The 25042-nt window shown below is 44.0% G+C and carries 18 protein-coding genes; 8 read left to right on the forward strand and 10 right to left on the reverse strand.

What is annotated here, in order from left to right; translation table 11 throughout:
* Positions 1 to 183 precede the first annotated feature (183 nt).
* The 3 genes from JV36_RS0102560 to JV36_RS0102570 form a co-directional block, all read right to left on the reverse strand.
* Positions 184 to 570, reverse strand: a complete 387-nt coding sequence (locus tag JV36_RS0102560) for a hypothetical protein (protein WP_152561492.1) — start codon at positions 568 to 570, stop codon at positions 184 to 186.
* A 498-nt stretch (positions 571 to 1068) separates the two neighbouring features.
* Entirely contained in the window at positions 1069 to 2259 is a 1191-nt protein-coding gene (locus tag JV36_RS0102565; RefSeq protein ID WP_032094253.1) for an amino acid aminotransferase, read from the reverse strand.
* 170 nt (positions 2260 to 2429) lie between these two features.
* Complete coding sequence (locus JV36_RS0102570) at positions 2430 to 3224, reverse strand: NRDE family protein (RefSeq protein ID WP_032094252.1); 795 nt, start codon at positions 3222 to 3224, stop codon at positions 2430 to 2432.
* A 164-nt stretch (positions 3225 to 3388) separates the two neighbouring features.
* Here JV36_RS0102570 and JV36_RS0102575 point away from each other — a divergent pair, with 164 nt between their 5' ends.
* Together JV36_RS0102575 and JV36_RS0102580 are read left to right on the forward strand one after the other, a co-directional pair.
* Positions 3389 to 4075: a 1-acyl-sn-glycerol-3-phosphate acyltransferase gene (locus JV36_RS0102575; RefSeq protein WP_081926500.1), complete on the forward strand. Its 687-nt coding sequence runs from the start codon at positions 3389 to 3391 to the stop codon at positions 4073 to 4075.
* A gap of 102 nt (positions 4076 to 4177) precedes the next feature.
* The gene (locus JV36_RS0102580) at positions 4178 to 5425 is read left to right on the forward strand and encodes a cystathionine gamma-synthase family protein (RefSeq protein WP_032094251.1); all 1248 of its coding nucleotides are present in this window, start codon (positions 4178 to 4180) and stop codon (positions 5423 to 5425) included.
* Between the two features lie 170 nt (positions 5426 to 5595).
* On the opposite strand, the gene JV36_RS0102585 is transcribed toward JV36_RS0102580, so the two are convergent.
* Together JV36_RS0102585 and JV36_RS0102590 are read right to left on the reverse strand one after the other, a co-directional pair.
* Positions 5596 to 8058 (reverse strand): CHRD domain-containing protein, encoded by a 2463-nt coding sequence (locus JV36_RS0102585; RefSeq protein ID WP_032094250.1) that lies wholly within the window; start codon positions 8056 to 8058, stop codon positions 5596 to 5598.
* A 443-nt stretch (positions 8059 to 8501) separates the two neighbouring features.
* The gene (locus tag JV36_RS0102590; RefSeq protein WP_032094249.1) at positions 8502 to 9056 is read right to left on the reverse strand and encodes a glutathione peroxidase; all 555 of its coding nucleotides are present in this window, start codon (positions 9054 to 9056) and stop codon (positions 8502 to 8504) included.
* 223 nt (positions 9057 to 9279) lie between these two features.
* Between JV36_RS0102590 and JV36_RS0102595 the strand changes: the two genes are divergently transcribed.
* Positions 9280 to 11766, forward strand: coding sequence for a prolyl oligopeptidase family serine peptidase (locus tag JV36_RS0102595; RefSeq protein ID WP_032094248.1), 2487 nt, complete (start codon positions 9280 to 9282; stop codon positions 11764 to 11766).
* A 180-nt stretch (positions 11767 to 11946) separates the two neighbouring features.
* Here the strand turns inward: JV36_RS0102595 and JV36_RS0102600 are convergent, their stop codons facing one another.
* The 3 genes from JV36_RS0102600 to rrtA form a co-directional block, all read right to left on the reverse strand.
* Entirely contained in the window at positions 11947 to 12150 is a 204-nt protein-coding gene (locus tag JV36_RS0102600; protein WP_032094247.1) for a helix-turn-helix transcriptional regulator, read from the reverse strand.
* Entirely contained in the window at positions 12143 to 12655 is a 513-nt protein-coding gene (locus tag JV36_RS0102605) for a hypothetical protein (protein ID WP_032094246.1), read from the reverse strand. The genes JV36_RS0102600 and JV36_RS0102605 overlap by 8 nt, the downstream gene beginning before the upstream one ends.
* Positions 12656 to 13183: 528 nt before the next feature.
* Positions 13184 to 13768, reverse strand: a complete 585-nt coding sequence (rrtA, locus tag JV36_RS0102610; protein ID WP_032094245.1) for a rhombosortase — start codon at positions 13766 to 13768, stop codon at positions 13184 to 13186.
* Between the two features lie 116 nt (positions 13769 to 13884).
* On the opposite strand from rrtA, the gene JV36_RS0102615 reads away from it, so the two are divergent.
* Both JV36_RS0102615 and ggt read left to right on the forward strand, forming a co-directional pair.
* Positions 13885 to 14649: an enoyl-CoA hydratase gene (locus JV36_RS0102615; protein ID WP_032094244.1), complete on the forward strand. Its 765-nt coding sequence runs from the start codon at positions 13885 to 13887 to the stop codon at positions 14647 to 14649.
* A 47-nt stretch (positions 14650 to 14696) separates the two neighbouring features.
* Positions 14697 to 16421, forward strand: a complete 1725-nt coding sequence (gene ggt / locus JV36_RS0102620) for a gamma-glutamyltransferase (RefSeq protein ID WP_235207751.1) — start codon at positions 14697 to 14699, stop codon at positions 16419 to 16421.
* 347 nt (positions 16422 to 16768) lie between these two features.
* On the opposite strand, the gene cdd is transcribed toward ggt, so the two are convergent.
* Positions 16769 to 17176, reverse strand: a complete 408-nt coding sequence (gene cdd, locus JV36_RS0102625) for a cytidine deaminase (protein ID WP_032094242.1) — start codon at positions 17174 to 17176, stop codon at positions 16769 to 16771.
* A gap of 135 nt (positions 17177 to 17311) precedes the next feature.
* On the opposite strand from cdd, the gene nlpI reads away from it, so the two are divergent.
* Entirely contained in the window at positions 17312 to 18214 is a 903-nt protein-coding gene (gene nlpI / locus JV36_RS0102630) for a lipoprotein NlpI (protein ID WP_032094282.1), read from the forward strand.
* Between the two features lie 13 nt (positions 18215 to 18227).
* Positions 18228 to 19946: a sel1 repeat family protein gene (locus JV36_RS0102635; protein WP_032094241.1), complete on the forward strand. Its 1719-nt coding sequence runs from the start codon at positions 18228 to 18230 to the stop codon at positions 19944 to 19946.
* Between the two features lie 24 nt (positions 19947 to 19970).
* Here JV36_RS0102635 and cysZ read toward each other — a convergent pair whose 3' ends face one another.
* The gene (cysZ, locus tag JV36_RS0102640) at positions 19971 to 20720 is read right to left on the reverse strand and encodes a sulfate transporter CysZ (protein ID WP_032094240.1); all 750 of its coding nucleotides are present in this window, start codon (positions 20718 to 20720) and stop codon (positions 19971 to 19973) included.
* A 754-nt stretch (positions 20721 to 21474) separates the two neighbouring features.
* Between cysZ and smc the strand changes: the two genes are divergently transcribed.
* On the forward strand, positions 21475 to 25023 hold the full coding sequence (gene smc / locus JV36_RS0102645) for a chromosome segregation protein SMC (protein WP_032094239.1): 3549 nt from the start codon (positions 21475 to 21477) through the stop codon (positions 25021 to 25023).
* Positions 25024 to 25042 lie beyond the last annotated feature (19 nt).

Here is a 25042-nt window from a genome sequence, read left to right on the forward strand (position 1 = left end):
CACCAGAACAACCTAATAATGGGAGTGTAGCTACAAACGCTAAAATTAAACTTTTCATTAATACATCCTTGTCATATATAACTTCCAAATATGGGGCGCAAACACGTGCGCTAAAATGCGAAGCAACCCACGTGTTTGCGTCCCAGCGAACGCAGTGAGTGACTTAATTTTTTTGTTATGTTTTTAGCTAAAAACAACCTGCTTTGTTACCGCGACGGCATCACAACCTTCACCACTATAATCTACTAAAATATATTGTTTTCTAATTAATTCTCGTTTTACCGAATACCAAGCTACATATTTTCCGTCCACTTGATTGGCATAGAGCATAGTAAATAATGTTGGATCATCCATACTGTCGATAAATAACCCAATCATTTTAAAGGGAAAGCTTTCTATCTCTAAAGGTGCTTCGATCTCGACAGTGTAGCTTTCTGGCAATGAATAAGCAGTTACACTAACGAGATGTGAATACTTTTGATTCCAAATAAAGCTCTTATCTTCGGTGTCAATGCAGGTCGAAGAAAGGGCTTGAAAAGGTATTAATAATATTAAGAACATCCATCTCATTTAATTTCTACTCCTGAAACATAACAATTTACTAGACCCCAAAACGGTCTGTCTAAACATCCCATTGTGGGGTTAATATTTTATCAATATTGTCAGATTACCCTCTAACTTCTCTTAATTAAACAATAAATTAGAATGGTGTATTTTACTCATGAGTTAAAAGTACCAAAATGGTGTGTTAGGTGGGAGAGGTGTACTTCACGCATTGCCAGTAAAAACTATGCTTGTAGTCAGTTATGTTTCTGAAAGGCTTTATATACGCTGTTTTTGTTTTTGTTTTTGATTATGTACGCGGTCTAATTTCTTAACCATTTTATACAACCACATATTGATGAAGCGCTATGTAATAAATGAAACCCACTGAGGCGTGATTTAAATGTGGAGTAGTCAATAAGTAGGCGAGGGCGGGAGATAAAAAAAGCCGCGGCGTTATTAAACGCGGCGGCTTTTCATTTAGCTTAAGCTGCAGTTTTAAGTGTATGCTTCAATAGCCTTGGGCTAAAGAACAGAAACCAATGCTTTTGCTAGGGTTTCAACATTGTTTTTGTTGATTCCAGCAATGTTTACGCGGCTTGAATCTACAAAGTATACGCTGTGCTTTTCTCTTACTTCACGCACTTGCTCAGGCGTAATACACAAAAACGAGAACATACCTTTTTGGTCATTTACAAAGCTAAAATCTTTTGGTGAACCGTTGTCATGAAGGTTTTGTACCAGCATCGCACGTAGCGTTTTCATGCGGTCGCGCATTTCGTTCACTTCAGACACCCATTCGTTGTTAAGGGCTTCGTCAGCTAAAATTAGGTCAACAAGTGCGCCGCCGTAGCTTGGTGGCATTGAGTAAATAGCGCGAGCAATAGACTGTATTTGTCCCTGCGCAATTTTGCGGGTTGCCGTGTCTTGGGTAACAATAGCAGCAAGACCAACACGTTCGCGATACAAACCGAAGTTTTTAGAGCACGATGCAGCAACAATAACCTCAGGAAGGTTTTCAACAAGAAGGCGCATACCGTAGGCATCTTCTTCTAACCCTTCACCAAAGCCCAAGTAGGCCACATCGATAAACGGTAAAAATTCACGTTCTTTAGCAACCGCTAATACTTCATCCCATTGTGCATTGGTTAAGTCTGCACCGGTTGGGTTGTGGCAGCAGCCATGAAGTAACACTATATCGCCTTTATTTACGTTGCGAAGGGTGTCCATCATGGCGTCAAAGCGAATGCTTGCAGATGCTTTGTCGAAGTACGGGTACGTTTCTATTTCTAAACCCGCAGAGCCAATAAGCGGAATATGGTTCGCCCATGTTGGGTCGCTTACCCATACTTTTGCTTTGTCGTTACAACGCACTAAAAGCTCGGAAAGAATGCGAAGGGCACCACAACCACCTGGAGCCTGAACCGCAGCAACGCGATCGGCCATAAGTACCGGGCTGTTTTTACCAAGTAGTAGCGAAAGCATGCCATCGATAAAACCTTGGTTACCCTGAGGAGTAATATAGGTTTTACTGGTTTCGCGCTCTAGTAACAGTTGTTGTGCTTTTGCCACACTCGAAAGAATAGGGGTATTACCTTGCTCATCTTTATATACGCCAACGCCTAAGTCTATTTTACTCGGGTTGGTGTCTTCTTTATAAGAAGCAGAAAGGCCAAGAATTGGATCTGGGGCAAGATAGGGTAATACTTCAAACACGATATGTCCTCACTTTGGTATGCAAATAGTGGTCTGCAAATAATGGAAAGCTAAAGCTAGCAGGCACGCATTATGCCATTGCTGATACAAAAAACGACACCTATTCGTTGAAAATATTTCAATTTAATATCGAATTTTGTAAACCTCGAAAGATTTATTCTACAAATACGTTAAATTTTGAAGGAAAATTCTCGAGTTTGCGTTGATTCTCCCTTTTCAGTAAAGGTTCGTTCTTTGAAGCTGAGTTCGCCGCTGCTATCAACCAACAAAATAGTGGATGTTCGCGTACCGTAGCTGGATATATTAATAAAAATGGAAGACAGCGCTTTTTCCCATTCGTAACCAATACCCGTACTGGGAAGGTGTTGGTCGTCTGCTTTGTCCTCATTACGCAATAGCGCAAACAAATCTTCGGTGTTTATAGTGTCGTGCGAAGATACGTACTTATTTAAGCTTGTTACACCTTGGGTAACCTTTGGCCATGGGGTAATAATGTCGGCATTTGAAAGTCCAAACACACCCTGCTGTAAAGGGTGTACAGAGTTGTTCACGTTATTGTAAACATTAAGTGCACTTGCGTTACCAAACACCAGGTTATAGCCGTTATAGCGGTGTCGAGTGTCTCTCAGCGTTTGTAAATACTGCTCCGTTAATTGCTCCGTAACCTGGCCATTAACTTGAGCTTTATCGTCTTTCAGCCAGTTAGTTACTAACTCACCTCGGGAAGTCGCGTCTGTGCGCACTTCAGACGGGGCACGTACGTTGGTGATTGCCGCAATTTTTCCGCTTCGTGTAACGCCCATCCATGTACCGTTTGCTTCCAAATCTCTGCCCGCCAGTATAGAGGGGGCATCGTCCCAAAATGCAGCAGGAGCAGTTGGTCTTGCATAAAATTCATCTCTATTCGCCGCAATAATAAGCGGGTAGCGAGGATGCTGCTGCCGAGCAATAAATAAAATACACATATTTACACCTTATTCGGTATGCGAGTAACGCCTGTCTGTGCGTACTATCGCGCTGTAATCGAGTTGTTCTAGCCTATGCTTTACTGTGCGCTTGCCGTTAATCGTAGATTTGCGTTTTGATTTTCATTACTCTTAACGCCTTGAGCAGTATGAGAATAATAAAAATGAATAGCAATAAAACTCTCAACAAGAAAGAAGACGAGGCAAAAAGCGCTTCCAACACAAGCGCCAGCATAAAAACCAATTTAAAAATCAATGAGCTTGAGATACACGAGCATATACCACGGCAGTGGCCGCACTGGTTATCGTCATTTGCTGCCTTTTTGCTTACCAAACGGGGCTGGCGTGTAGAAGGGGCCTTTATCAATCAAAAGAAAGCCATACTGGCGGTTGCGCCTCACACAACCAATTGGGATTTTTTCATTGGGTTGTTTGTGGTGTTTTCGCTGCGTTTAAAATTGAATTTTTTCGGCAAACACACCATTTTTGTTCAGCCACTCGGGTACATCATTAAAAAATTGGGCGGCATTCCCATTAAGCGCAGTAAGGCTCACGGGGTGGTAACCAGTATTGTTGAAAAGATTAAACAATCTGATGAATTAGTATTGGCTCTGGCACCTGAGGGTACGCGTAGCCCCATCTTTCCTTGGAAAACCGGATTTCTGCACATTGCGAGAGAGGCGGATATACCCATTCAGCTGCTTTCGCTAGATTATCGCACTAAAATAATCCGTTTTGGCCCCATCATTCAAAAGGTCGAAAACATTGATGAACAAATGCAAACTATCTATACATTTTATGATAATGTTTGCCCAAAATACCCAGAAAAATGCATAACACGGCCTCAATAGTCCACTTGAAAACCACCACGGCTTTTTCTATGCGCACAGCATCGATTTGCTACCTGGTAAATTTTGAGGTTGGCGCGTAACTTTACTACCGGAGTTTTACCCGTGACAAAACAGGGATTCACTACCCGACAAGTCCATGCCGATCGCATGCTTAACACGCCAGAACACGGCGGTGTCCATACTAGTACATCAAATTCTGTGCTGTTTGAATTTAAAGATGCTCAAGGCATTATCGATGCCTTTCAGGGTAAACGTGCCGCGCATGTTTATTCTCGCTCTTCGTCACCATCTGTGGCTGCGTTGCAAAACATGCTTAATCAGCTAGAAGGGGGAGTGGGCACACTTTGCTTTAGCACGGGAATGGCAGCCATCAGTAGCACCTTGTTTGCGCTGCTTAAGGCAGGCGATCATCTTATTGTTAGTCAGTATCTGTTTGGTAATACCCGTAGTTTTTTCGAAACCTTGAAAGACTTCGGTATTCACGTGACTTACACCGATGTGACCGATATTGAACAGGTTGTGGATGCATACCAGCCCAATACTAAAGGGGTTTACTGTGAAACCGTGGCCAACCCGGTTACCCAAGTTTCAGATTTGCATGCAATAGGGCAGTTTTGTGAAGAGAAGCACATTCTCTTTATGGTTGATAATACAATGACACCGCCTCCGCTTTGTTACGCAAAAGACTACAAAGCGTCACTGATATTTTGTTCGTTAACCAAATACATTGCAGGTCACGGCAACGTGCTTGGTGGTGCTGTTACCGATACCGGTCATTTTCACTGGGAAAAATACAGCAATATCAAACCCGCTTACAAGGTAGCCGACACGGCGCAGTGGGGAATTACACAAATTAAGAAAAAGGGCCTGAGAGATTTAGGCGCTACACTTGCGCCAGAATCGGCCACCGCTATTGCAGTAGGCATGGAAACCCTTGGGCTTCGCCTTCAGCGCAGTCAGCAGAACGCGTTAAAGTTAGCCACATTTCTCGATAACCACCATAGCGTGAGTGAGGTTTTTTACCCTGGTCTAGCTGACCATCCACAGCACTTTATGGCTCGAGAGCAGTTGAGTAATGGCTACGGTGCCATCTTAAGTTTTAATTTGGTGGATAATATCGACCCAGTAGCGTTTTTAAACGAAATGGAACTGGTGATTTGCGCTACGCATTTGGGTGACAATAGAACACTGGCGTTACCAGTAGCGCCTACTATCTACTTTGAAAATACCGCTGCAGAGCGAGAGAAGATGGGTGTATCAGACAACATGCTTCGCATTTCAGTGGGTATTGAAGATACCGACGACCTTATTGCCGACTTTAGAAATGCGCTACATGCAGTAGCTAGCTAGTAGTTAGGTAACACAACACATTCAAAAAAGGGGCGTAAGCCCCTTTTTTATTCATGCAATTTCGTAAATCTTGTATTCAAATAAATTTACAATAAACGGTGGCCAATCACCGTTGATTGAGCTTACTTGAAACCTCTGCTATTCGAAACAACTGCTATTCAAAGCCGCTGCTATTCGAAACCAAGCGTCACTTGACCACGAATCTCTCCAGATGGAAATGCATCTGAGTGGAAGTTTGTGTAATAGCCTGCAGCCTGCATGGTCATCATTTGTTCAGCGCTAAGCATAGTGCTGCTTGGCACAGACCATACGCCGTCCATACCTTCAAGACCCAGTATCACACCACCGTTTGCACCCGCTTCGCCTTCGTGAATGTGCGCCATATTGGCCGTCATACCGGTAATGGTAACACTACCTGATAACGCACCTGTGGTTGTGTTCAACGTAAATGCACCTGCACCAGACGCTGACGTTTCAACCGCTGGCACTTCTTGACCACCGGTGGCAACAATACCGAACACCTGAATGTTATCTGGTGTAATTTGGCCACGAATTTCACCGCTTGGAAACGCTTCCGTATGCACATTTACATAATGTCCACCAGAAAGCAGTTGCGCTGCTACCGCTTCTTCTAATTCAACATAGCCATCAGTCATCCACGTGCCAGCAGTCATTTCGTTTTCTACTAACGTAACAACAACGCCGCCGTTTTCGCCCGCAAAACCACTGTGAATATGCGCCATGGTTGCATTATCTATCGTGGTTGCAGCCACTAGGTATACAGAATCTGATGTAGTATCAAAAAGGGCGTAGCCAGAACCTGAAGCCATTGTATCTACTGCTGGAACAGACTGATTACCGCTTAGTGCAAATGTAACTACTGCAGTGGTATCCGGAACAATTTGTCCTCGTACTTCGCCGCTAGGGTTCGCTTCTGTATGCACATTTAAATACCATTCACCGCTAGTTAATGCGTCTAAATTACTGGGTGAAATATTGGTTTGTGCAAGTTCGTACGTACCGTCGCCCGCATCAGTTAGAGGAAAGGCAACAGGTCCGTTCATACCTAAACCGCCATCGTGTACGTGCACACCTGTAACATCAGTTAAGCCCGATACATCAACGCTCACGCTAAATGCCGGTAAGTCTTCGTCAATTTCAACTACCGCCGTAGCTTCAGACATTGTGTCAACTGCTGGCACTTCTTGTGAACCGCTTAAACTAACGTTATAGGTCATGTCAGCATTAAATGCTGGTGGCGGTGGTGCTAAACCATCTAACAAAGCTAGTTGAGGAAGGTCGCCTTCCATGTTGCCGTCTAAAGCGATAGCTGTATAAATGCTACCATTTTCTAAGCTAAGCACACCGGTTTCAATTGCCGCTGTTTTTGTACCAGTAGGGGTTACGGTTACGACGTAATCGCCTTCTGCCAAGCTCACGTAACCTGTTTCAGATAAATCGCCAGTAGAATAGGCAATATCGCTAAACGCTGGGTCTACTGCATCAATTTCGCCGTCAGCTGTTACATAAATATCTACGTTACCAGCGCTTGGTGAAGAATGCACAATACGTACTCTAGCTTCAGTGGCAACTGAACGTGGTACATCTACCAGTACGTCCAATTCTGGTGCCGCTAATGTGTTATTAGCAATAGCCGTATACGACATGCCAATCTCAAGGGTAAGTTCGGCATCATCAACAGCCACAATACTGTTGTCAGCATCTGCTACTACGTCAATTAAATAGTCGCCAGGAGCAACCGATAGGTAGTCTGTGGTACGAGGAAATTGAATACCATCAACTAGCACTACTTCATTGTTCGCGATAACGTCTACAGCCGGTGCATCACTAATGCCGTGTACAACGCGAACGTCAGAGGGAGTTGCTGCATCCCATACCTTAAAGCTTCCATCGCCATCAGCGACCAGCAATGTAACAGGAGAGTCGCCTGTTCCTACATTGTTTGTCGCTGCGATAAGTAAGTCTGCGCCGTCGGTAAGCTCTACCGTACCAGAATCGTAAACAACCGTGGTTTCACCAGCAGGCGTAATACGAATTTGATAATCACCTGCCGGTACTTGCGTAAGGCCTGTGGCGTCGGTGTATTCTGCGGTTACAAGAGGTTGCTCTGACGTAATGTCGGTACCCGGTGCAGTAACGTAAACGTCGACCGTGGGTGCTAATGATGCGGCATGAACTATCTGTACTTGTGCGTTACCTGCTTCTACTGCAGTTTCTGTGCTGGTAACAGGTAGTAACGCCAGTGAACTATCGCCTACGTTGCCTACCGCAAACACGTCATAATTTGTGTCAGCTTCTAACGTAAGATCTGCCTGTAAAACTTCTGCGTTATCGCCAGGTAAAATACCTGTAACGCCAATATCGTAGGTTCCCGTTTCAACTTCAAATCGCGAAGAAGCTACTTGGTAATCTACGTTTTCTAAATTATTTAAAATGGCATCGTTCGCCGTAATATTTACCATGGGGGCGTCGGAAGCAGCATGCACTACACGTACGTTGGCAAATTCAGGGGCGGGGGCCGGTTGTTCAACAAAATCATCGTCATCATCGGAACACCCTACTAAAAATAGGGGTAAAATCGAACATGCCAGTAGCGACTTAGTCCTTCTCATCGTTGTTTCCTCTAAATGTTGTGAGACCATCAAAATTACGCCACCATTTTATTTACGGATCATTAACCTCATTAACATTAAGTAAGTGTAATACTTTCGTATAATGATATTACTTTAATGTCTTTTTTGTTGACGCCTAAAATAATGTAATTGATATAAAAAACAGGTGGTTACGAATTGTTGCAAGGGCATTGTCGAAAGGCAGAAAGATTGGGCTATTGTTGTGTTGAATTGTGAAATGAAAATAAATGTTAAAAAAATTTCGATGTGGGTGAACTTAACGGAAAAGCTGTGGACTAACAAAGTGTAGTGATTGAAAACAGATTAATGTGTTTTCTGCAAAATGTGTGTTCCAAGTTGAGTGTGTTTCTTGCCCCGCCTGTGTAGCGGGGCTTTTTTATGCCTGATTGGCAATGGTTCAATTGACTGGTTTAAACGCTGGGTTAGTCGTTAATTAATGCTTCTACATCTGCCACAAAGCTTGCATCCGTTGGCTTTGTAGAGCTTGGGTAGTGCGTTATCTTAGTGCCCGTTTTATCAATCAGGTACTTATTAAAGTTCCACGACGGTGACTTACCTGTGGCTGCTTTCAACATGCGATACATTGGGTCTGCATCGTCGCCGCGCACTGACGTTGGTTCAAACATTGGAAATTTCACGCCATAGGTTAGCTCGCATAGTTCCGCCGTTTTGCCTTCGTCTTTTGCTTCTTGGTTAAAGTCGTGAGATGGAAAGCCTAATACCACAAAGTCATCGTCTTTATATTCGCTGTATAGGGCTTCTAGTCCTTCAAATTGAGGTGTGAAACCACAATAGCTTGCCGTGTTAACAACAAGAACGGCCTTGCCAGCATACTCATCGCATAAATTAACGGTTTCTTGAGAATTCAGTTTACGCTTCATAAACTTTAATACACTAGGACATTCGTTTGCCATCACCGGCTGGAAAAGCAAAGCAGCTATGGTGACAACACCCGCAGTAATTCCTTTCAATTTCATTGTTCGTACCCTCTGACATAACATGTGGACATGGTTTTTTTAAAGCGCTATTGGCAAAATAAAACGCTACTTGCGAAGTTATACGGTTCCGGTTTGTAAAAAGGAACATTAATAACCGTGTTTGTTATGCGTTTGTTGCACTAACGATAACGATGAGTGTTGACTACATGAATGTAGCTTTGCGTATAATGCCAGTGGGTTTCACATAACAATGATGAAAAAAATGAAAAAATATAAAGCATTGCTTATCGCCGCCAGCGTAACGGTTGCACTAGGTGGTTGTGTAAGCACTAACGATAAGAAAGACACAAATACAGTTACACCATCGAATAATATTCAGTCGATGGTTACGCCACAAACGGCAGAGATGTCTGCAGCTAGTGAGGGTGAAATTACCCTAGAAAGAATTATGTCCGACCCGCAGTGGATAGGTGCATTGCCCACTAACATGGGGTGGTCGGTTGATGGCAGCGCCATTGTTTTTGAGCGTGAAAAACAAAATAGTACGCTCACCGATGTATTTGCTGTAAAGGCGAGTACCCTCAAAAACGAAGCGAAAGTCCCATTAGCCGACATGCATAAGTATCGGTTCGATGAGAGGGTAGTGAGGGATGATGGCGTTGTTGCTTACACGTTTGAAGATAGCGTGTACGTGCAATTTACCAATGGGAACACGGTGCAGATTACGCGCGGTGGAAATGCACTATCTACACTCACGTTTATGACCGATGGGCGCTTAATGGCGTTAAGCGGAAACAAGTTTATTGCTATCGACCTAACCAATGGCGTAAGAGAAGAATTAGTAAGCTGGGTATTCGATGATAAGCCAGAGCCGGTAAAGCCAGCAAAAGACTATATTGCCGAAGAGCAGCAATCTCTCATTGAGTATATTAAGTTACAAAGACAAATAAGCGAAGAGCGTGATAGCGCCAGTGCGCAACTTGCGGCTGCCAATAAAGCGGTAGCTCCAGAACCGTTTTATTTCGACAAATCACATCGCTTAGCTGGCATTAGCGTATCACCTGCTGGAAATTTTGCTGTAGTGGCAACCACTGAAAGCAAGCCTACCCGTGATGATAGCGACATCATGCCCCATTATATTCAAGAAGATAGCCGTATTGCGGCTAAATCAGTAAGACAACGTGTGGCCGATGCCGAGCCTGTAAACCACGAACTGTGGCTTCTCAATTTATCTACCGGTGAAAAACAAGCGTTAAATTATTTCGACTTGCCTGGGTATAACGACGACGTATTGGCCGATGTGAAAACCGAAAATGCAAAGGCAAATGGTGAAACCTACGAAGTAAACAGGTTGCCTCGCCCAATAACATTATTACAAAGCTGGTACTGGACCAAGCCATCTATACGCTGGCATAAAAACGGCAACGCAGTGGCTGTTATGTTAGAAGCGTGGGACAACAAAGACAGATGGATTGCCACTGTCGACTTAAACAGCAAAACGCTTGAAAACCAACACCGCCTTCATGATGACGCATGGGTAAACTATCGCTTTAACTCTTTTGATTGGTTAAATAACAGCGAGACGTTGTACTTTCAATCTGAACATACAGGCTATTCGCACCTATATTTACAAACACCTGGCGAAGCGCCCGTTGCGCTAACTAGCGGCAACTATATTGTTGATGACCTTACGTTAACCGCTGATGATCAATACATCTACTACAAAGCAAACAGCGAACACCCAGGTATTTATGAAATTTACCGTGTTAATACGCAAACAAAGGCCATTGAAACCCTAACCGATCTTAACGGCATCACCGATTACACGCTCAGTCCAGATGATGCTACTTTGCTTTTAAGCCACAGTAAGGTAAATCAGCCAGCTGAACTTTACGTGAAATCGTCTGCTAGCCAACAAAAGGCGCAACAAATCACGTCTAGCACCAGCGAGGATTTCGCTTCGCTGCCGTGGGCTGTGCCGCAAATTGTTGCCATTGAATCTTCACATACCGACGCGCCAATTTATGCTCGTGTATACTTGCCTGAAGGGTATGACAGCACAAAGAAAAACAAAGCGGTTGTGTTTAATCATGGCGCGGGCTATTTACAAAATGCCCACATGGGGTGGTCGGGCTATTTTCGCGAGTACATGTTCCATAGCATGTTGGTACAACAAGGTTATGTGGTGCTAGATATGGATTACCGTGCCTCTGCTGGCTATGGCAGAGATTGGCGAACGGCTATTTATCGTCAAATGGGCACGCCAGAGGTGCAGGATTTACGCGATGGCATCAATTATTTAGTGGACAATGCTAACGTAGACAGAGAGCGCATTGGCACATATGGCGGTTCATACGGTGGGTTCTTAACCTTTATGTCTATGTTCACAGCGCCAGATTTATTTGCTGCTGGTGCCGCATTAAGACCGGTTACCGATTGGGCGCATTACAATACGCCGTATACATCTAATATCCTCAATACGCCTGATGTGGACCCCATTGCCTACGAGCGCAGTTCACCTATTTATTTTGCAGAAGGGTTAGAAAAACCACTGCTGATAAATGCGCCTATGGTTGATGATAACGTCTTTTTCCACGATACCGTTCGTTTGGTACAACGGTTAATTGAACTAGAAAAAGAAGATTTTGAAACGGCAATATACCCTGTAGAGCCACACGGCTTCGTTCAGCCAAGTTCATGGTTAGATGAATACCGTAGGATCTATAAGTTATTTGAAGAAAATCTGTAGTCGTATTCAAGATTCATAAAAAAAGCCCAACATTCGTTGGGCTTTCTTTGGGTATTAGTTGAGCTATTACAAATAACGTTTTACTCGAACAAAAGGGACTCATAATCAATGAGCCCTTTTTTATGAGCCATTTTTACAAGCAGGCTTTTTTTCGGGCAAGACATTTATTCAAACAAACCCTCACTTCAACACAAAAACTTGCTCTACTGGAATTGCAAAATAAGCCGCAATTCTTAACGCGATGACCACCGATGGAGTGAAGCGTCCAGTCTCAACAGTGCTAATGGTCTTTCGAGATACGCCAATAGCGTCGGCGAGCTCTTGCTGAGAAATCTTATGCTGTAATCTAAGCTTGTGTATGTGGTTATCTAAATCTTCATTCATCAACCACTTCCTCGCCACGTTCCTCATCAAAATGCTCTTCTTCACGAAGGCTCCATAAAATCAACGCGCCATGGGTGGCCGCAGCCAAGCCAAGCAACGTCTGAATTGCATCTGTCAGTCCAAAGGGAGCAATGAGTTCGACAAACCACTTATTGTCACCGCTATAAGCGAGAAAAATTGCGCCAATAACCATGATGTGACACGTAGCGCGAAGACTAGCCGAACTAACATGATCCACATACTCATCGTTAAATTTTAGCGTCCAAAAACCCATGCGCGTTATGTGTTTTGCAAATTTCATCGACTTTACTGACAGCACGATGCAATAAATAACGCTTACAAATAGCGTTAAATCCAAAATCCAATTAACAATTGAATCAGTGCCAGTAACTGTTTCTGAACACAATTGGGCGAACAGAAAAACCGCTAAAACAACACTGATTTTTCCCGTAATGCTTAAATATTGATGTTCCGTTTCTGGTAATACTGCTATTGATCTTGCCATTTTTATAATCCTTTTTTGAACGACGAACTTTTTATATGCGACGAACTCTTTGTTTGCGATAAAGGTGCCGCTGCTTGCACACTGTATTTGACATTACATGTGATACCTAAACACACCAAATGTAACCTCTAGGTATCAATGATACCCTAAGGTTACATAAATGCAAACTATTTTTTCATTTATTAGGTTAGTGAGCTTTGATATTGAGAAATTTTTGAGGCGGTGTTTGGGCTTTAATTGTTCAGAAGATAACCACTCGTTGGCCAATCTTTGGCAAAGTTTAGCTAACCTTTAGGCAATCTTAAGTAGCCAATCTTAAGCCAAAAAATACTGCCAGTAGGTGCCTTGTAACCGGTGTAAGACGTAGTTAGGAAAAACGTGGCGTAGTAGAAAAAAAGGTTAAAAAGTGAGTTAACTAGGAAACGCCCGCATATTTAAGCAAACAGCGGGCGAGCAACAATGTAGGCAATAAAGCGAAACTTTGAAGCTATGACAAGCGAAGCTTATTAAAATATAAGCTATAAAAGGCTACGCCCGCTTTGCAGTACTTATCATGAGTAGAAATATAATCAATCCGCCTATTGCGCCAAACATATGGGCATCAACGGCTACTTTTGCATCAATAAGCTCAGCAACCTGAGAGCTACTGCCATTGTATTGTTCGTAACCTACTTTAATCGCAATGCCTATGAGCAATAGCCACCCCGATGTCATTTTTTCTTTGATATCCATACAGGCTCCCCATACAAATAAGCCGTGTAACGCACCCGATAAACCCGCATACCAAATCAGGTTTTCTGAAAAGAAATAGAGGCCTGCGCTGGTGGCTATACAGCACCATATAAACACTTTTAAAAATCGAGCTGGCAGGTAGTGCTCGCCATGTAGGGCCCAGAGTAAAATTAGCCCAACGATATTAAGCAATAAATGATACCCATTGGTATGCACAAAATTACCCGTGATCAAGCGCCACGTATCCAGCCCTTGTATGGCGTAACGGTCGTAAGCAAGCCATTCGCTTGCTTGTGGTTCAAAGAAAAAGGCAATCAAAGCGCAGAGCGCTATTATTAAAGGGCCTGCACTGTACTTAAACGAAAACGGCAGTGAAATCATCAGCGTTAGTTATTTTTTTATTTTGAATTTGCTCGCTATGATACAGAAAATTACCCTACGGGTGAAAATAGATATGCGCCCGATACCATAAAAATGTCGACAGAGAAGGAAAGATAATGTCCTTAGTTTTAACTTCGCAAAGTAACCATACCCTTACCATTACTATAAACAGACCGGACAAAAAGAACGCATTAACCCGAGAAATGTATCAGCTAATGGCAGATGCGCTTTTAAGCATTAAAAATGATGGCGTAACAAAAGCCGTTGTAATTAAAGGAAACGGCGACTGTTTTACCGCGGGTAACGATATCAACGATTTTGCCGCACAAAAAGAAGGGGCTCAGGTGCCCGAAACGGCGGCGTTCATGCGTTCACTGATGACCTGTCCTGTGCCCGTTATTGCACAAGTGCACGGGTTAGCAGTAGGAATAGGAACCACGTTGCTATTACATTGTGATTTTGTTTATGCCACACAAGACAGCCGATTTGTTCTCCCTTTCATCAATTTAGGGCTTGTTCCTGAATATGCATCAAGTTATCTTTTACCCAAAGTGGCGGGACACGTGAAAGCTGCTCAGTGGTTGATGCTAGGCGAACCATTCACAGCCGATGACGCATATCAATTTGGCATGCTTACTGAGGTGGTGTCGTCACAAACCATCGATGATGCAGTTTCAGCAACCGTTCAAAAATTGATAAGTAAACCCAGCTTTGCCTTATTGCAGACAAAAGCGCTACTCAAAGGTGAGGCAGATTATGTCAATCAGCAAATGAATGCCGAATTTGATATTTTTCTAGAAGCGCTGCGTACTCCTGCTGCACAAGAAGCATTTGATGCGTTCTTGAAAAAGCGTCCCATTAACCCAGAGAAATTTAAATAAGAGGAAACACGATTTTGAGGTTCAGTTCTTTGTTAAGCACGTCAGTATTGGCTTTTGCATTAACCGGCAGTTTACTTTCCAATGTACACGGTAAACAGGCTCGCGAAGTCGGCGAGCCCGAAGCGGCCACTGGGTATGTTGAAAAGAAAGCATTTGAGGCCGACGAATACATGGTGGTTGCTGCTAACCCCTATGCATCATGGGCGGGAAAGAACGTCATTGAAAAAGGCGGCAGTGCAATAGACGCCGCAATAGCCATACAATCTATGCTTACTTTGGTAGAACCTCAATCTTCAGGCATTGGTGGCGGTGCGTTCATTCTTTACTGGGATAACAAAAACAAAGTGCTGCACACTTTTGATGGCAGAGAGTCTGCGCCGAAAGCTGTCAACTCGCATTGGTTTATCAAAAGTAATAAGCCAATGCGTTGGATTGATGCTGTAGTTGGCGGTAAATCGGTGGGCGTGCCAGGCGCCGTAAAAGCCCTTGAACTAGCCCATGCTGAGTTTGGTACGCTACCGTGGAATACCTTGTTCGACGACGCCATTAATACGGCCAAAAACGGCTTTAAAGTTTCACCCCGTTTAGCCAAATTGGTTGCTTTAGACTATCACCCAGGTCTAAAAAAGTTTCCTGCTAGCTCTACCTATTTTTTCCCGGCAGGTATGCCGTTAAAAGAAGGGACAACCAAGAAAAATAGAAAATTAGCCAAAACCCTGAAAGGCATTGCCGATAATGGCAGTGATTATTTGCTTAAAGGCGAGCTGGCACAGGAAATTGTGGACGCAGTAAATTCTGCAGAAATAAACCCTGGAAGCATGTCTCTTGAAGACTTGGAAAGTTATGAAGCCATCAAGCGTAATGCCGTGTGTGGTAACTATCACGAAAAACGAATTTGCGGCATGCCTCCACCAAGTTCAGGTGGCGTCAATGTGTTTCAAATCTTAAAGATGCTTGAAGATAAAAACATTGGTGCATACTCACCAGACTCGGCAGAGTTCGCTCATTTATACACTCAAGCAAGTGCGCTTTCCTATGCCGACAGAGAAAAATACATAGCAGATAGTGACTATACTAACTTGCCATTTGCAGCCATGATCAATACAGCCTATTTACAGCGCAGAGCCCAGGGCATTAGCTTGGATGAAAAGTGGCATCGAGCGAGAGCAGGCAATCCCTACGCTGGCACCGAAATAGCCATGGGCACATCAATGGAGTTACCTAACACGTCCCATGTTTCTATTGTCGATAAAGAAGGAAATGCGGTTTCTATGACAACCAGCATCGAATTCATGTTTGGCTCAGGTATTATGGTCGGTGGCTTCTTACTTAATAACCAGCTAACCGACTTTTCTTTCTCGCCAACAAAGAACCGTTTCCCAGTTCCTAACCGCGTTGAACCTGGTAAACGTCCACGAAGTGCTATGAGCCCAACCATGGTGTTTGATGAAGAAGGTGAGTTAGAAGTGGTAGTAGGCTCACCAGGTGGCTCAAGAATTGTCAGCTATGTTGCGCAAACGCTCATAGGTATGATTGATTTTGATCTTAATATTCAAGAGGCGATAAACCTTCCTAAGATCACCAATAGAAACGACTACACTGCGTTAGAAAAGGGTACGCCTATTGCTGAATTAGAGGAGCCGCTTAAAGCGCTAGGGCATAATGTTAAGGTTATTGATTTAAACAGCGGGCTACATGGCATTCAGTTCAAATCTGGAAAATTAATTGGCGGCGCAGACCCTCGTAGAGAAGGTATTGCTGTCGGTAAATGATTGCTTTGCGGTTGTGCAAAGTAGCAAAGAGCAACATCGATAAAAGAAAGGAAAACGAAACATGGATTTTTTGCTTAACGTGTTAATTTGGGTTGGTGTTGTTATTTTTGCGCTATTTTTCATTGGCTTTATGGCAGCGGTAAAGTTAAACAAGCGCCATGACAGCAACAGCGATGATTAGAAATAAGCGTTGTTAACCTATAAAGCCTGAATGGCTATTACAGGGTTAACGACCTTTATTCGGTTAATGACTTCGTAAAACAAAACAGCCCAAGGTGTGAAAGCCTTGGGCTATTTTGTTTGAGCGCTTAGTATAAGTGCTTTAACTTTGCGTTTGGGACGCAACATTACTTGTCGAGATCGTGAGCACGAAACGCATTGGGCAGTAATTCACCAATAGTGGTTTCGTGCGAATCTCCACTCTTTGTTACCATAGTAACCGGCGTATCATCGCTGGCGAATTCTGCAATTTTTTGTCGACAGCCTCCGCACGGAAAACACAGTTCTTCATTTGGGCTCGCAATAACAATGTGACCAATGCGTTTGTGTCCGTTTGACACCATATTGCCAATTGCAGTGGCCTCAGCACATTGCCCTAACGGAAACGCAGCGCTTTCAACATTACAGCCTGCGAAAGTCTCCCCAGTACTTGTTTCGATGGCGGCGCCAACTTTAAAGTTAGAGTAGGGGGAATGTGAGTGTTGCTGTGCATTAAATGCAAGTTGTGAAAGTTGTTCTAGGTTATTTTTCTTCATGGGTACCTTTGTTACCCGCCTAATGCACTTTACTTTTCCTATCAAATGCGAGAAGGTTGGCGGCATCAGCGCCGCTTCAAGTGTATGCTTCTTATACTGGCGGTTTTTTCTTTTTCTACAGAATGCTTTTTTACCATGCGCAGAAACGTTAGTCTCATCTTTTTTTCTTTATTAGTTTGTATTTTAACCGGTTGCGCACAAACGCAGCCTGTCGAGCAACGCAGTCAAATGGGGAACTTGCTTTTAGCAGAGCCAGCACCCGCGAATCCACGTTCGCAAATGGCCATTGCCCGCTATAATCAAGTGCTCACGAGTACCGCATTATCAGATGACGACAAAGCAGAACTTCACTTCCAGCGCGGTATGTTGTACGACAGCGTAGGGCTAAACGGTTTAGCTCAGTTTGACTATAGCCAAGCGATAAATTTAAAGCCCGACCTTGCTGAAGCTTATAATTCAATTGGCATTCACTACATTCAACAAAACGACTTCATTCAAGCGTATGAAGCGTTCGATTCAACGTTAGAAATTAACCCAGATCTAGATTTTGCCTTTTTAAATCGCGGTATTGCACTTTACTACGGCGGCAGGGCAGAACTCGCCACAGGCGATTTAGATACCTTCTTTAAAAAGGACGAAAAAGACCCGTTTAGAGCGTTATGGTCGTATTTTGCTAATTACGCTATTTCACCACAGCAAGGCGCAGAGTATTTGGCGTCGGTTAGGCCGTTACTCGATAACGAGCATTGGGCCACTTCGTTAATCGATTTGTTTCTTGGTGTTGTTGACGAGAACACCGTACTGAACTCGTTGCTACAGGGCATTACCAGTCAAAAAGCGCTTACGGACAGACTTTGCGAAGCGTACTTTTACCTAGGTAAGTTCCACAGTCAAAATGGCAATAGGGGAATAGCGTCAAATTACTTCAAATTGGCGCTTAGCACGAATGTTTATGACTACGTTGAACACCGCTACGCTCGTATAGAGTTGAGCCGACTGCGTCAGCGCACAGCTGAAGTGTCCACTGATGATGAATAAATAAGCCTAGCCCATGCGCGGTTTATTCCTAGCAGTGTTCGCACTGCTCATTGTAGTGGGCGACACTGGTCGCTACGCACCTCAGCTTGTGGCTAATGCGACAAACGCACTCTCATATGTACGAGAGCAAGCCGCGTCTCACGTTGAGCCTAGCGCACAGTCCCAAGATCAGGCACAGCTCCAAAAACAACCCCAAGCACAGCTAAAGCTACCATCCGAATTGACTGCTGAAAACACCTATCGGGTGCGAGCTGCATTTGCCTTACTATGGCACGCAGCACAATTAAATAGCGATGAAGCACAGCAAACATTAATGACGTCTATTGAAGAGATTACGTCTAATCAGTTAAAGCCAGAGTCAAATTTTCCAAGCCCGCCAGGGGAATCTGACGATTCAGATGAGCTATCCCAACAGCGGGTAAACGAACAAACAGCCGTCACCCCATCAGCTCAAGTAAGTAAGCTAGATCCCATCTATTGGCTTGAGAACCTGGTGTCGTTAGATAATGCAGACGCAGCGTGGTTGCTATACCAGCTTATAGGTGAGGAGAGTGCTTCAGAACGTTTTATGGCACTTGCCGCTAAAGGCAATGTTGCTGAAGCGCAATTGGCGTACGCCATGTCGTCGCAGTCTCCTAAAAAACGTGAGAAGTGGTTAATTCGCGCTGCCGAACAGGAATATTTGCCTGCCCAAGCGGCGCTGGCCGACTGGTACTTGCTGCATGATCAAAACAAGAAAGCCAAGCCTTTACTTGCTGCCACGGCATCATTAGATATGCAAAGCGCATTTAAATATGGCCGGTTGTTATGGGATGAGGGCAACATTGATGAAGCAAAAATTTACTTAACGAAAGCCGCTAACCTCGGTCAGCAACAGGCTAAAGATGCGCTTGCCATTACACAGCGTTACAGCGTAACAGCGCTTGGCGATGTAAAGCCGTTTGACTGGGCTGGTGGCAATCAGTGTTTGCAACGAATTCAGCCATTTGCGGCCTCGCTGGCTACCATGATCCGTGCCGATAGTTTTTATCGCCAATTCAATGATGACGAGCGGCTAGCGTCGCTGTCGCTGTGTGTTGCCCCGCCAATTTGGTTACCAAAAGACGCGTTGTCATGCAGCGACGATTACAATAATAGAAACGTGCTGGGATGCGACGTAAAGCCATTAGCTAATATCGCGAAAAAGAGGCAGTTTAGTCATGCGGTAGTGGTTGCTAAGCAAGGAAAGGCGAACGTTCAAAATGGGGTGATGTTTTTAGACATTGGTGATACGTATTCGGTGTTTGTGCACGAGTTAGCGCATTTTGCAGGTTTTGCCGATGAATATCCCATTGCCAGAAGTATGGCCAGAAAGATATGTGATATTCAGCGTATCAGTGACTTCTCTCCGCCAAACCTCGTGATTGATAGCCCGCACTATTACGCCCCTGTCGATACCGTGTCCCGGTGGGCGAAAATAGACCCCAACACAATAGTGGCGAAAGCCAAAACCTGTGAAGGCGTATCTAAAAATAGCTATAAGCCAAGCAGGCGCATTACCTTTATGGAACACCACGATACAGGAGCCGTACCGCCACTTTACTTGGTGCTATGGCAACAGCAGCTAGAGAAACAGCAGGCTCAACGTCCTATATCGATGAATTTTTTCCAAGCATTTCACCACCAGGGCGACCAAAAAGAGGCCGCACACTGGCTTGCCAAATACGAAGCTTTTGTTGGTAAAACCTCTTAATAAAATAAAGACCCTTCAAACTATCTAGTTTCCCAGCGACGTTTGTGTGTCTTGTTTCAGTTCATTTACCCACATTGCTGTCGCGCCACAAATGGCTACGGGCATAATAATAAAGTTAACCACGGGAATAAGTGAAAATACATTCACCATCATGCCAAATGTTAGCGCTTTGCCTTTGTGTTCTGATAAATGAAGGCGCATGCGTGTAAAGGACACTTTATGGTTGTCGTAAGGATAATCACAGTACTGAATCGCCATCATCCAAGCGTTAAAGAGGAACCACAGTACTTGGCCAATAACGGGTAGTAGAAAAAAGAGAATAAGGAAACCAATAGCGCGAGGTAAATACCATGCGAGCTTAGTCAATTCTCGACCAATAGTGCGCGGTATGTCTTTAACCAATGCCATTACACCTTCATCGCCTAATGCCTCACCGGATAAATGGCGCTCTACTTTTTCTGACAAAACGCCGTTAAAAGGTGCGGCAATCCAATTTGCAAGGGTGCCAAAAATAAGCGCAAATATTAATAAAACGCTTATTACTGCCAGTGGCCACAATAAAAAGGTAATTGCTGTTTTGACCCATCCTAACCATTCTGGGACTAAATTAATCACATAGGAGATACCGGTTTCAATTTGGCCGAATAAGAAATAAAAGGCCAACGAAAACAAAATAAGGTTAATGCTGAAGGGAACAAAAACGAACCGCTTTAGCCCTTTGGTTTTAATAAGCGAAAAACCCATAAAAAAATAGTGTACGCCGCCAGAACTCATTCGCTCTCCTTTGATAAATCAGCTGCTTCGGTGATATAAAACGTCATAAAAATAATAGTAACATCTTAATATCGAGGGCGTGTTGATCTTTGTTGTACATTTTTGCAGCGGTCTGTGAGCTATTTAGTCAAGGCGAATGGTTGAAGGTATAGCGGGCTAAATCGAAACCATTCAACGCAGAGTAAATAGCTCACAGGCGCTGCCCGAAGGGGGCGTTATGGAAGCATTTTACTCTTTGTCGCAGCCCTTTGACTTAGCCCACTAGGCCTACAGGACTGCTTCGCGATTAAAATGCTTCCATTTAGCCCAAAACTCGTAGAGCAAAGATCAACACGCCCTAAGGGCGTCAGACTTAAATGTTAATTGTTACAAGCTGTATGTTTTGGTAGAGTCTTTGAAATAATAACAACTAAAACAAAGTGCTATTGCATTGTACGTGTAATGGTATTTTAACTGGTATACGCAACTAACGTGATTACCCTTAATTCTCCGCCTAGCTATTTACTTCACTGCATAGTTAACATCCTAGTTGGCTATCCGCTTAGCTATTTAGCTAAGAATCATCCCAAGTATCGACAACTGTGTTCAACAGGGGCGCCTCACTTTTGCTCTAATACTCGTGGCTTTTTATTCATGGCTAGCACTGCGCGAATGAATGGCACTGCGCATATGAATGGCACTGTGCGTATGTCTGGCACTGTGAGTTCGAGTGGAGCTGTGCATATAGATACCAGCCATCCACTGAGGAATGTGTGTGCGACTTAAAAAGATAAAGCTGGCGGGCTTTAAATCTTTCGTTGAGCCTACCTCGATACCATTTCCCGGTGAAATGACGGCGGTAGTTGGGCCAAACGGTTGCGGAAAATCTAACGTTATTGATGCAGTTCGTTGGGTGCTCGGCGAGAGTTCAGCTAAGAACTTGCGCGGCGACGCCATGACCGACGTTATCTTTAATGGTTCATCATCGCGAAAGCCCGTTGGCCAATGTAGCGTTGAATTGATATTCGACAATAGCTCTGGGCGCATATCTGGCGAGTATGCTAATTACAATGAGCTGTCTGTTAAACGTCTAGTTACTCGAGAAGCGCAATCGACTTATTTCCTTAATGGAGCGAAATGTCGTCGACGGGACGTCACCGATCTATTTTTGGGAACCGGGCTAGGGCCGCGCTCTTACGCTATTATCGAGCAAGGTATGATATCGCGCTTGATAGAGTCTAAGCCGCAAGAGTTAAGAGTATTCATTGAAGAAGCGGCAGGTATTTCTAAGTACAAAGAGCGCAGACGAGAAACAGAAAACAGAATAAAGCATACCCAAGACAATTTAGAGCGCCTTACCGATGTAAGGGATGAATTGGGTAGGCAGCTAGAAAAACTGCAAAGACAAGCCGCAGCAGCAACAAAATATAAAGCGTTGAGAGCGCAAGCGAGAGATCTTAAAGGGCAGTTGGCAGCCATTCGGTTTTTGAAAAACAGCGAACACATAGACAAGTTAGAACAAAACAAAAGTGGGCTCACCGCTGAGATGGAAGGGTTAATTGCTCGCCAGCAAGGTGATGAAGCGGGCGCAATGGCCTATAAAGAGCAGCAAGCAGAGTTAAAACAGTCTATAGATGATTTGCAACAGTCACTCTTCTCAACAAGCACTGCCATAACCCGTTTAGAGCAAAACGCGCTGCACGCCAAGCAAAGGGTATCGCAAGTAGAGCAGGAAATTGCGCGGTTAGCACAGCAACAAAGCCTATTAAGTACCTCCTTGAGTGAAGCACAATCCTCGCTATCTAGTTCTAATGCTGCCTTAGTCGATATTGAGCCGGAAATTGAGCTTAAAGAAGCGGAGCTGTATAGCGTAAAGGAGCGATTTGAAGACGCTGAGCAAGCACTGCGTGACTTTAATGCAAGGGCACGAGAGCAAGAATCCACTTATAATCAAGTAAAAAGCAAAGTGCAGCAATGCCATAGTCAAATTCAATCTTTGATGAGCGTGCAGCTAAGAACGTCACAGCGAATTTCTGACATTCAGCAAGAATTAGCACAAGCTGAGAATGAAGATTACGAAGAGCAAAGTGCGTTATTAGACGCGCAGCTAGAAGAAGCTGAAATTAATCAAAGTGAACAAAAAGATGCTATTCACGATATAGAGCAGGATGAATTACTGGCGTTAAATACGTTGAAGCAGCGTGCTTCTGAACTTGATAGCGTGAAAAATAAATGGCAATCCATACAGTCTAGCTACACGGCGTTGTCAGCGCTGCAAAGTGACGCTTCGCGACAGTTCGGCAGTGATGACAGTGAGGACGACGGCGGTAAAGATAGTCATGACAGTAAAGATAACCATGATAGTAAAGAGAAAATAGCGGAAACTCTGTGGCAATCAATGAGTGCACCTGAGCGCCTTGCCCCGTGTATCGAAGTTATCCTCAATCAGTTCAACCAGCCTTTACTCGCAAATCAAAACGATATATCCGCACTTTATGACGCAAGCAGTGCGTTACCCAATGGCGTGCGAATTTATACACATGACGTTTTCATTACCAATGCTCATACGGGCACATTAGCGCATGCACTTCTTGAGCAGAAACAGAACGAAAAAGTACCTGGCTTTTTAAACGATATTTTTCTTTGCGAGACAGATAGCGAGCTATTTAGCGCGAACACCCAGCAGAAGTTAAAAGACACAGGCAAAAGTGCTATCTCATTAACGGGTTTATGGTGTGGTGCCAACTGGATATTGAAGCCAGGTGATATTGAAGACGGTGTATTGCAACGAGCAAATAAACTCTCACAACTTGAACTTGAACTCGTTGAATTAGAGCAGGCTAAAAGCGTTTGTATTGATGCAGTGGAAAGAGAAGAGCAAAACCTCAATCAGTTACGAGAGGCAAAGCAGCGTCTACAATCATCAATAATGGAAAGCGAAAGTGCCTTGCAGCAACTAAAAAACGCCCGCTCATTAATTGATATGCAGCAACAGCAGCAACAAGCCAGAAGCAAAAAATTATACGACGAGCTCTCATCTCAGCAAGTATTGCACAAAGACGAGGAAGCACAGTTAGAACAGCTTTCTGAAGATCTCGCCGTGCACGAGGCTCAGCTTATTGAGTCTGAGGATTACATGAGCGGCGTGGTTGAAAAGCGCGAGTTAGCAGAGCGTAATCTCAACGAGCTTCGCGGACAAGTTGAGATGCTAACGTCTACAAAACATGAACTTGCATTAAAGAAACAGCAGTTAGATAACCACCAGCAGCTGTATCGCGAACAGGTTACGCGTAATAAAAGTCAGATGAGCGAGTACGCTGAAACCACCGCCAGACTTAAAGACGAGCTGTCAAAACTTACTTCACCACAAGAACTTCAGCACGAAGAGCTACAGCACCTATTGCACACTAAATCGGAGCTTGAACAATCGCGCAGTGAAGCACTTGTGCGCTTAGAAGAGGTAGAGCAATGGCTGCGGGAAGCCGAAAAAGGGCAGCAGTCATTAGCGAAAGACATTCAAGCTAGGCAAGCACACATTGATTCTTTGAACATAGAAATTGAAGGCTTTCGTGTTCGTGCCAATACAGTATTAGAACAGCTTGACGAATCAAAGCAATCTCTCAAAATGCTTTTAGCTGAGTTGCCTACTGATGCTGATGAAACGCAATGGCAACAAGAGTTGGAAAAAACACAAGCGAGTTTGCAGCGTTTAGGCGCGGTGAACTTGGCCGCAGTGGAAGAGTTTGAAACTCAATCGCAGCGAAAGGCCCATCTTGATGAGCAAAATAATGATTTAACCGACGCGCTCGAAACCCTTCAATCTGCTATTCGTAAAATTGATAAAGAAACAAGAACGCGTTTTTCGAATACCTTCGAACAGGTCAATGAGGATTTGAAAACCTTATTTCCAAAGGTGTTTGGCGGCGGCTCTGCCTACCTTGCACTGACCGATGAGGACTTGTTAGAAACTGGGGTAACCATAATGGCTCGGCCACCGGGCAAGAAAAATAGCACAATTCATCTTTTAAGCGGTGGAGAAAAAGCGTTAACCGCTTTATCATTGGTTTTTGCAATCTTTAGATTAAATCCGGCGCCGTTCTGCCTTCTTGATGAAGTTGATGCACCATTAGATGATGCAAACGTTGGGCGTTTTTGTAATTTGGTGTCGGAAATGTCGCAAACAGTGCAGTTTATTTATATAACCCATAATAAGATAGCGATGGAAATGGCAAGTCACCTTACTGGTGTCACAATGGCGGAGCCGGGCGTGTCACGGATGGTAGCCGTTGATGTTGACGAAGCCGTTGCATTCGCAGAAGCATAACAAAGGGCGAAAGAATTAA

It is taken from the genome of Alteromonas sp. LOR (assembly GCF_000753865.1).
GTDB lineage: Bacteria > Pseudomonadota > Gammaproteobacteria > Enterobacterales > Alteromonadaceae > Alteromonas.

Coding starts and splice junctions, on each gene's coding strand:
- JV36_RS0102560 (WP_152561492.1), bottom strand. CDS start 570: ATGAGATGGATGTTCTTAATATTATTAATACCTTTTCAAGCCCTTTCT.
- JV36_RS0102570 (WP_032094252.1), bottom strand. CDS start 3,224: ATGTGTATTTTATTTATTGCTCGGCAGCAGCATCCTCGCTACCCGCTT.
- JV36_RS0102575 (WP_081926500.1), top strand. CDS start 3,389: ATGAATAGCAATAAAACTCTCAACAAGAAAGAAGACGAGGCAAAAAGC.
- JV36_RS0102585 (WP_032094250.1), bottom strand. CDS start 8,058: ATGAGAAGGACTAAGTCGCTACTGGCATGTTCGATTTTACCCCTATTT.
- JV36_RS0102590 (WP_032094249.1), bottom strand. CDS start 9,056: ATGAAATTGAAAGGAATTACTGCGGGTGTTGTCACCATAGCTGCTTTG.
- JV36_RS0102595 (WP_032094248.1), top strand. CDS start 9,280: ATGAAAAAATATAAAGCATTGCTTATCGCCGCCAGCGTAACGGTTGCA.
- JV36_RS0102600 (WP_032094247.1), bottom strand. CDS start 12,150: ATGAATGAAGATTTAGATAACCACATACACAAGCTTAGATTACAGCAT.
- JV36_RS0102605 (WP_032094246.1), bottom strand. CDS start 12,655: ATGGCAAGATCAATAGCAGTATTACCAGAAACGGAACATCAATATTTA.
- rrtA (WP_032094245.1), bottom strand. CDS start 13,768: ATGATTTCACTGCCGTTTTCGTTTAAGTACAGTGCAGGCCCTTTAATA.
- JV36_RS0102615 (WP_032094244.1), top strand. CDS start 13,885: ATGTCCTTAGTTTTAACTTCGCAAAGTAACCATACCCTTACCATTACT.
- cdd (WP_032094242.1), bottom strand. CDS start 17,176: ATGAAGAAAAATAACCTAGAACAACTTTCACAACTTGCATTTAATGCA.
- nlpI (WP_032094282.1), top strand. CDS start 17,312: ATGCGCAGAAACGTTAGTCTCATCTTTTTTTCTTTATTAGTTTGTATT.
- JV36_RS0102635 (WP_032094241.1), top strand. CDS start 18,228: ATGCGCGGTTTATTCCTAGCAGTGTTCGCACTGCTCATTGTAGTGGGC.
- cysZ (WP_032094240.1), bottom strand. CDS start 20,720: ATGAGTTCTGGCGGCGTACACTATTTTTTTATGGGTTTTTCGCTTATT.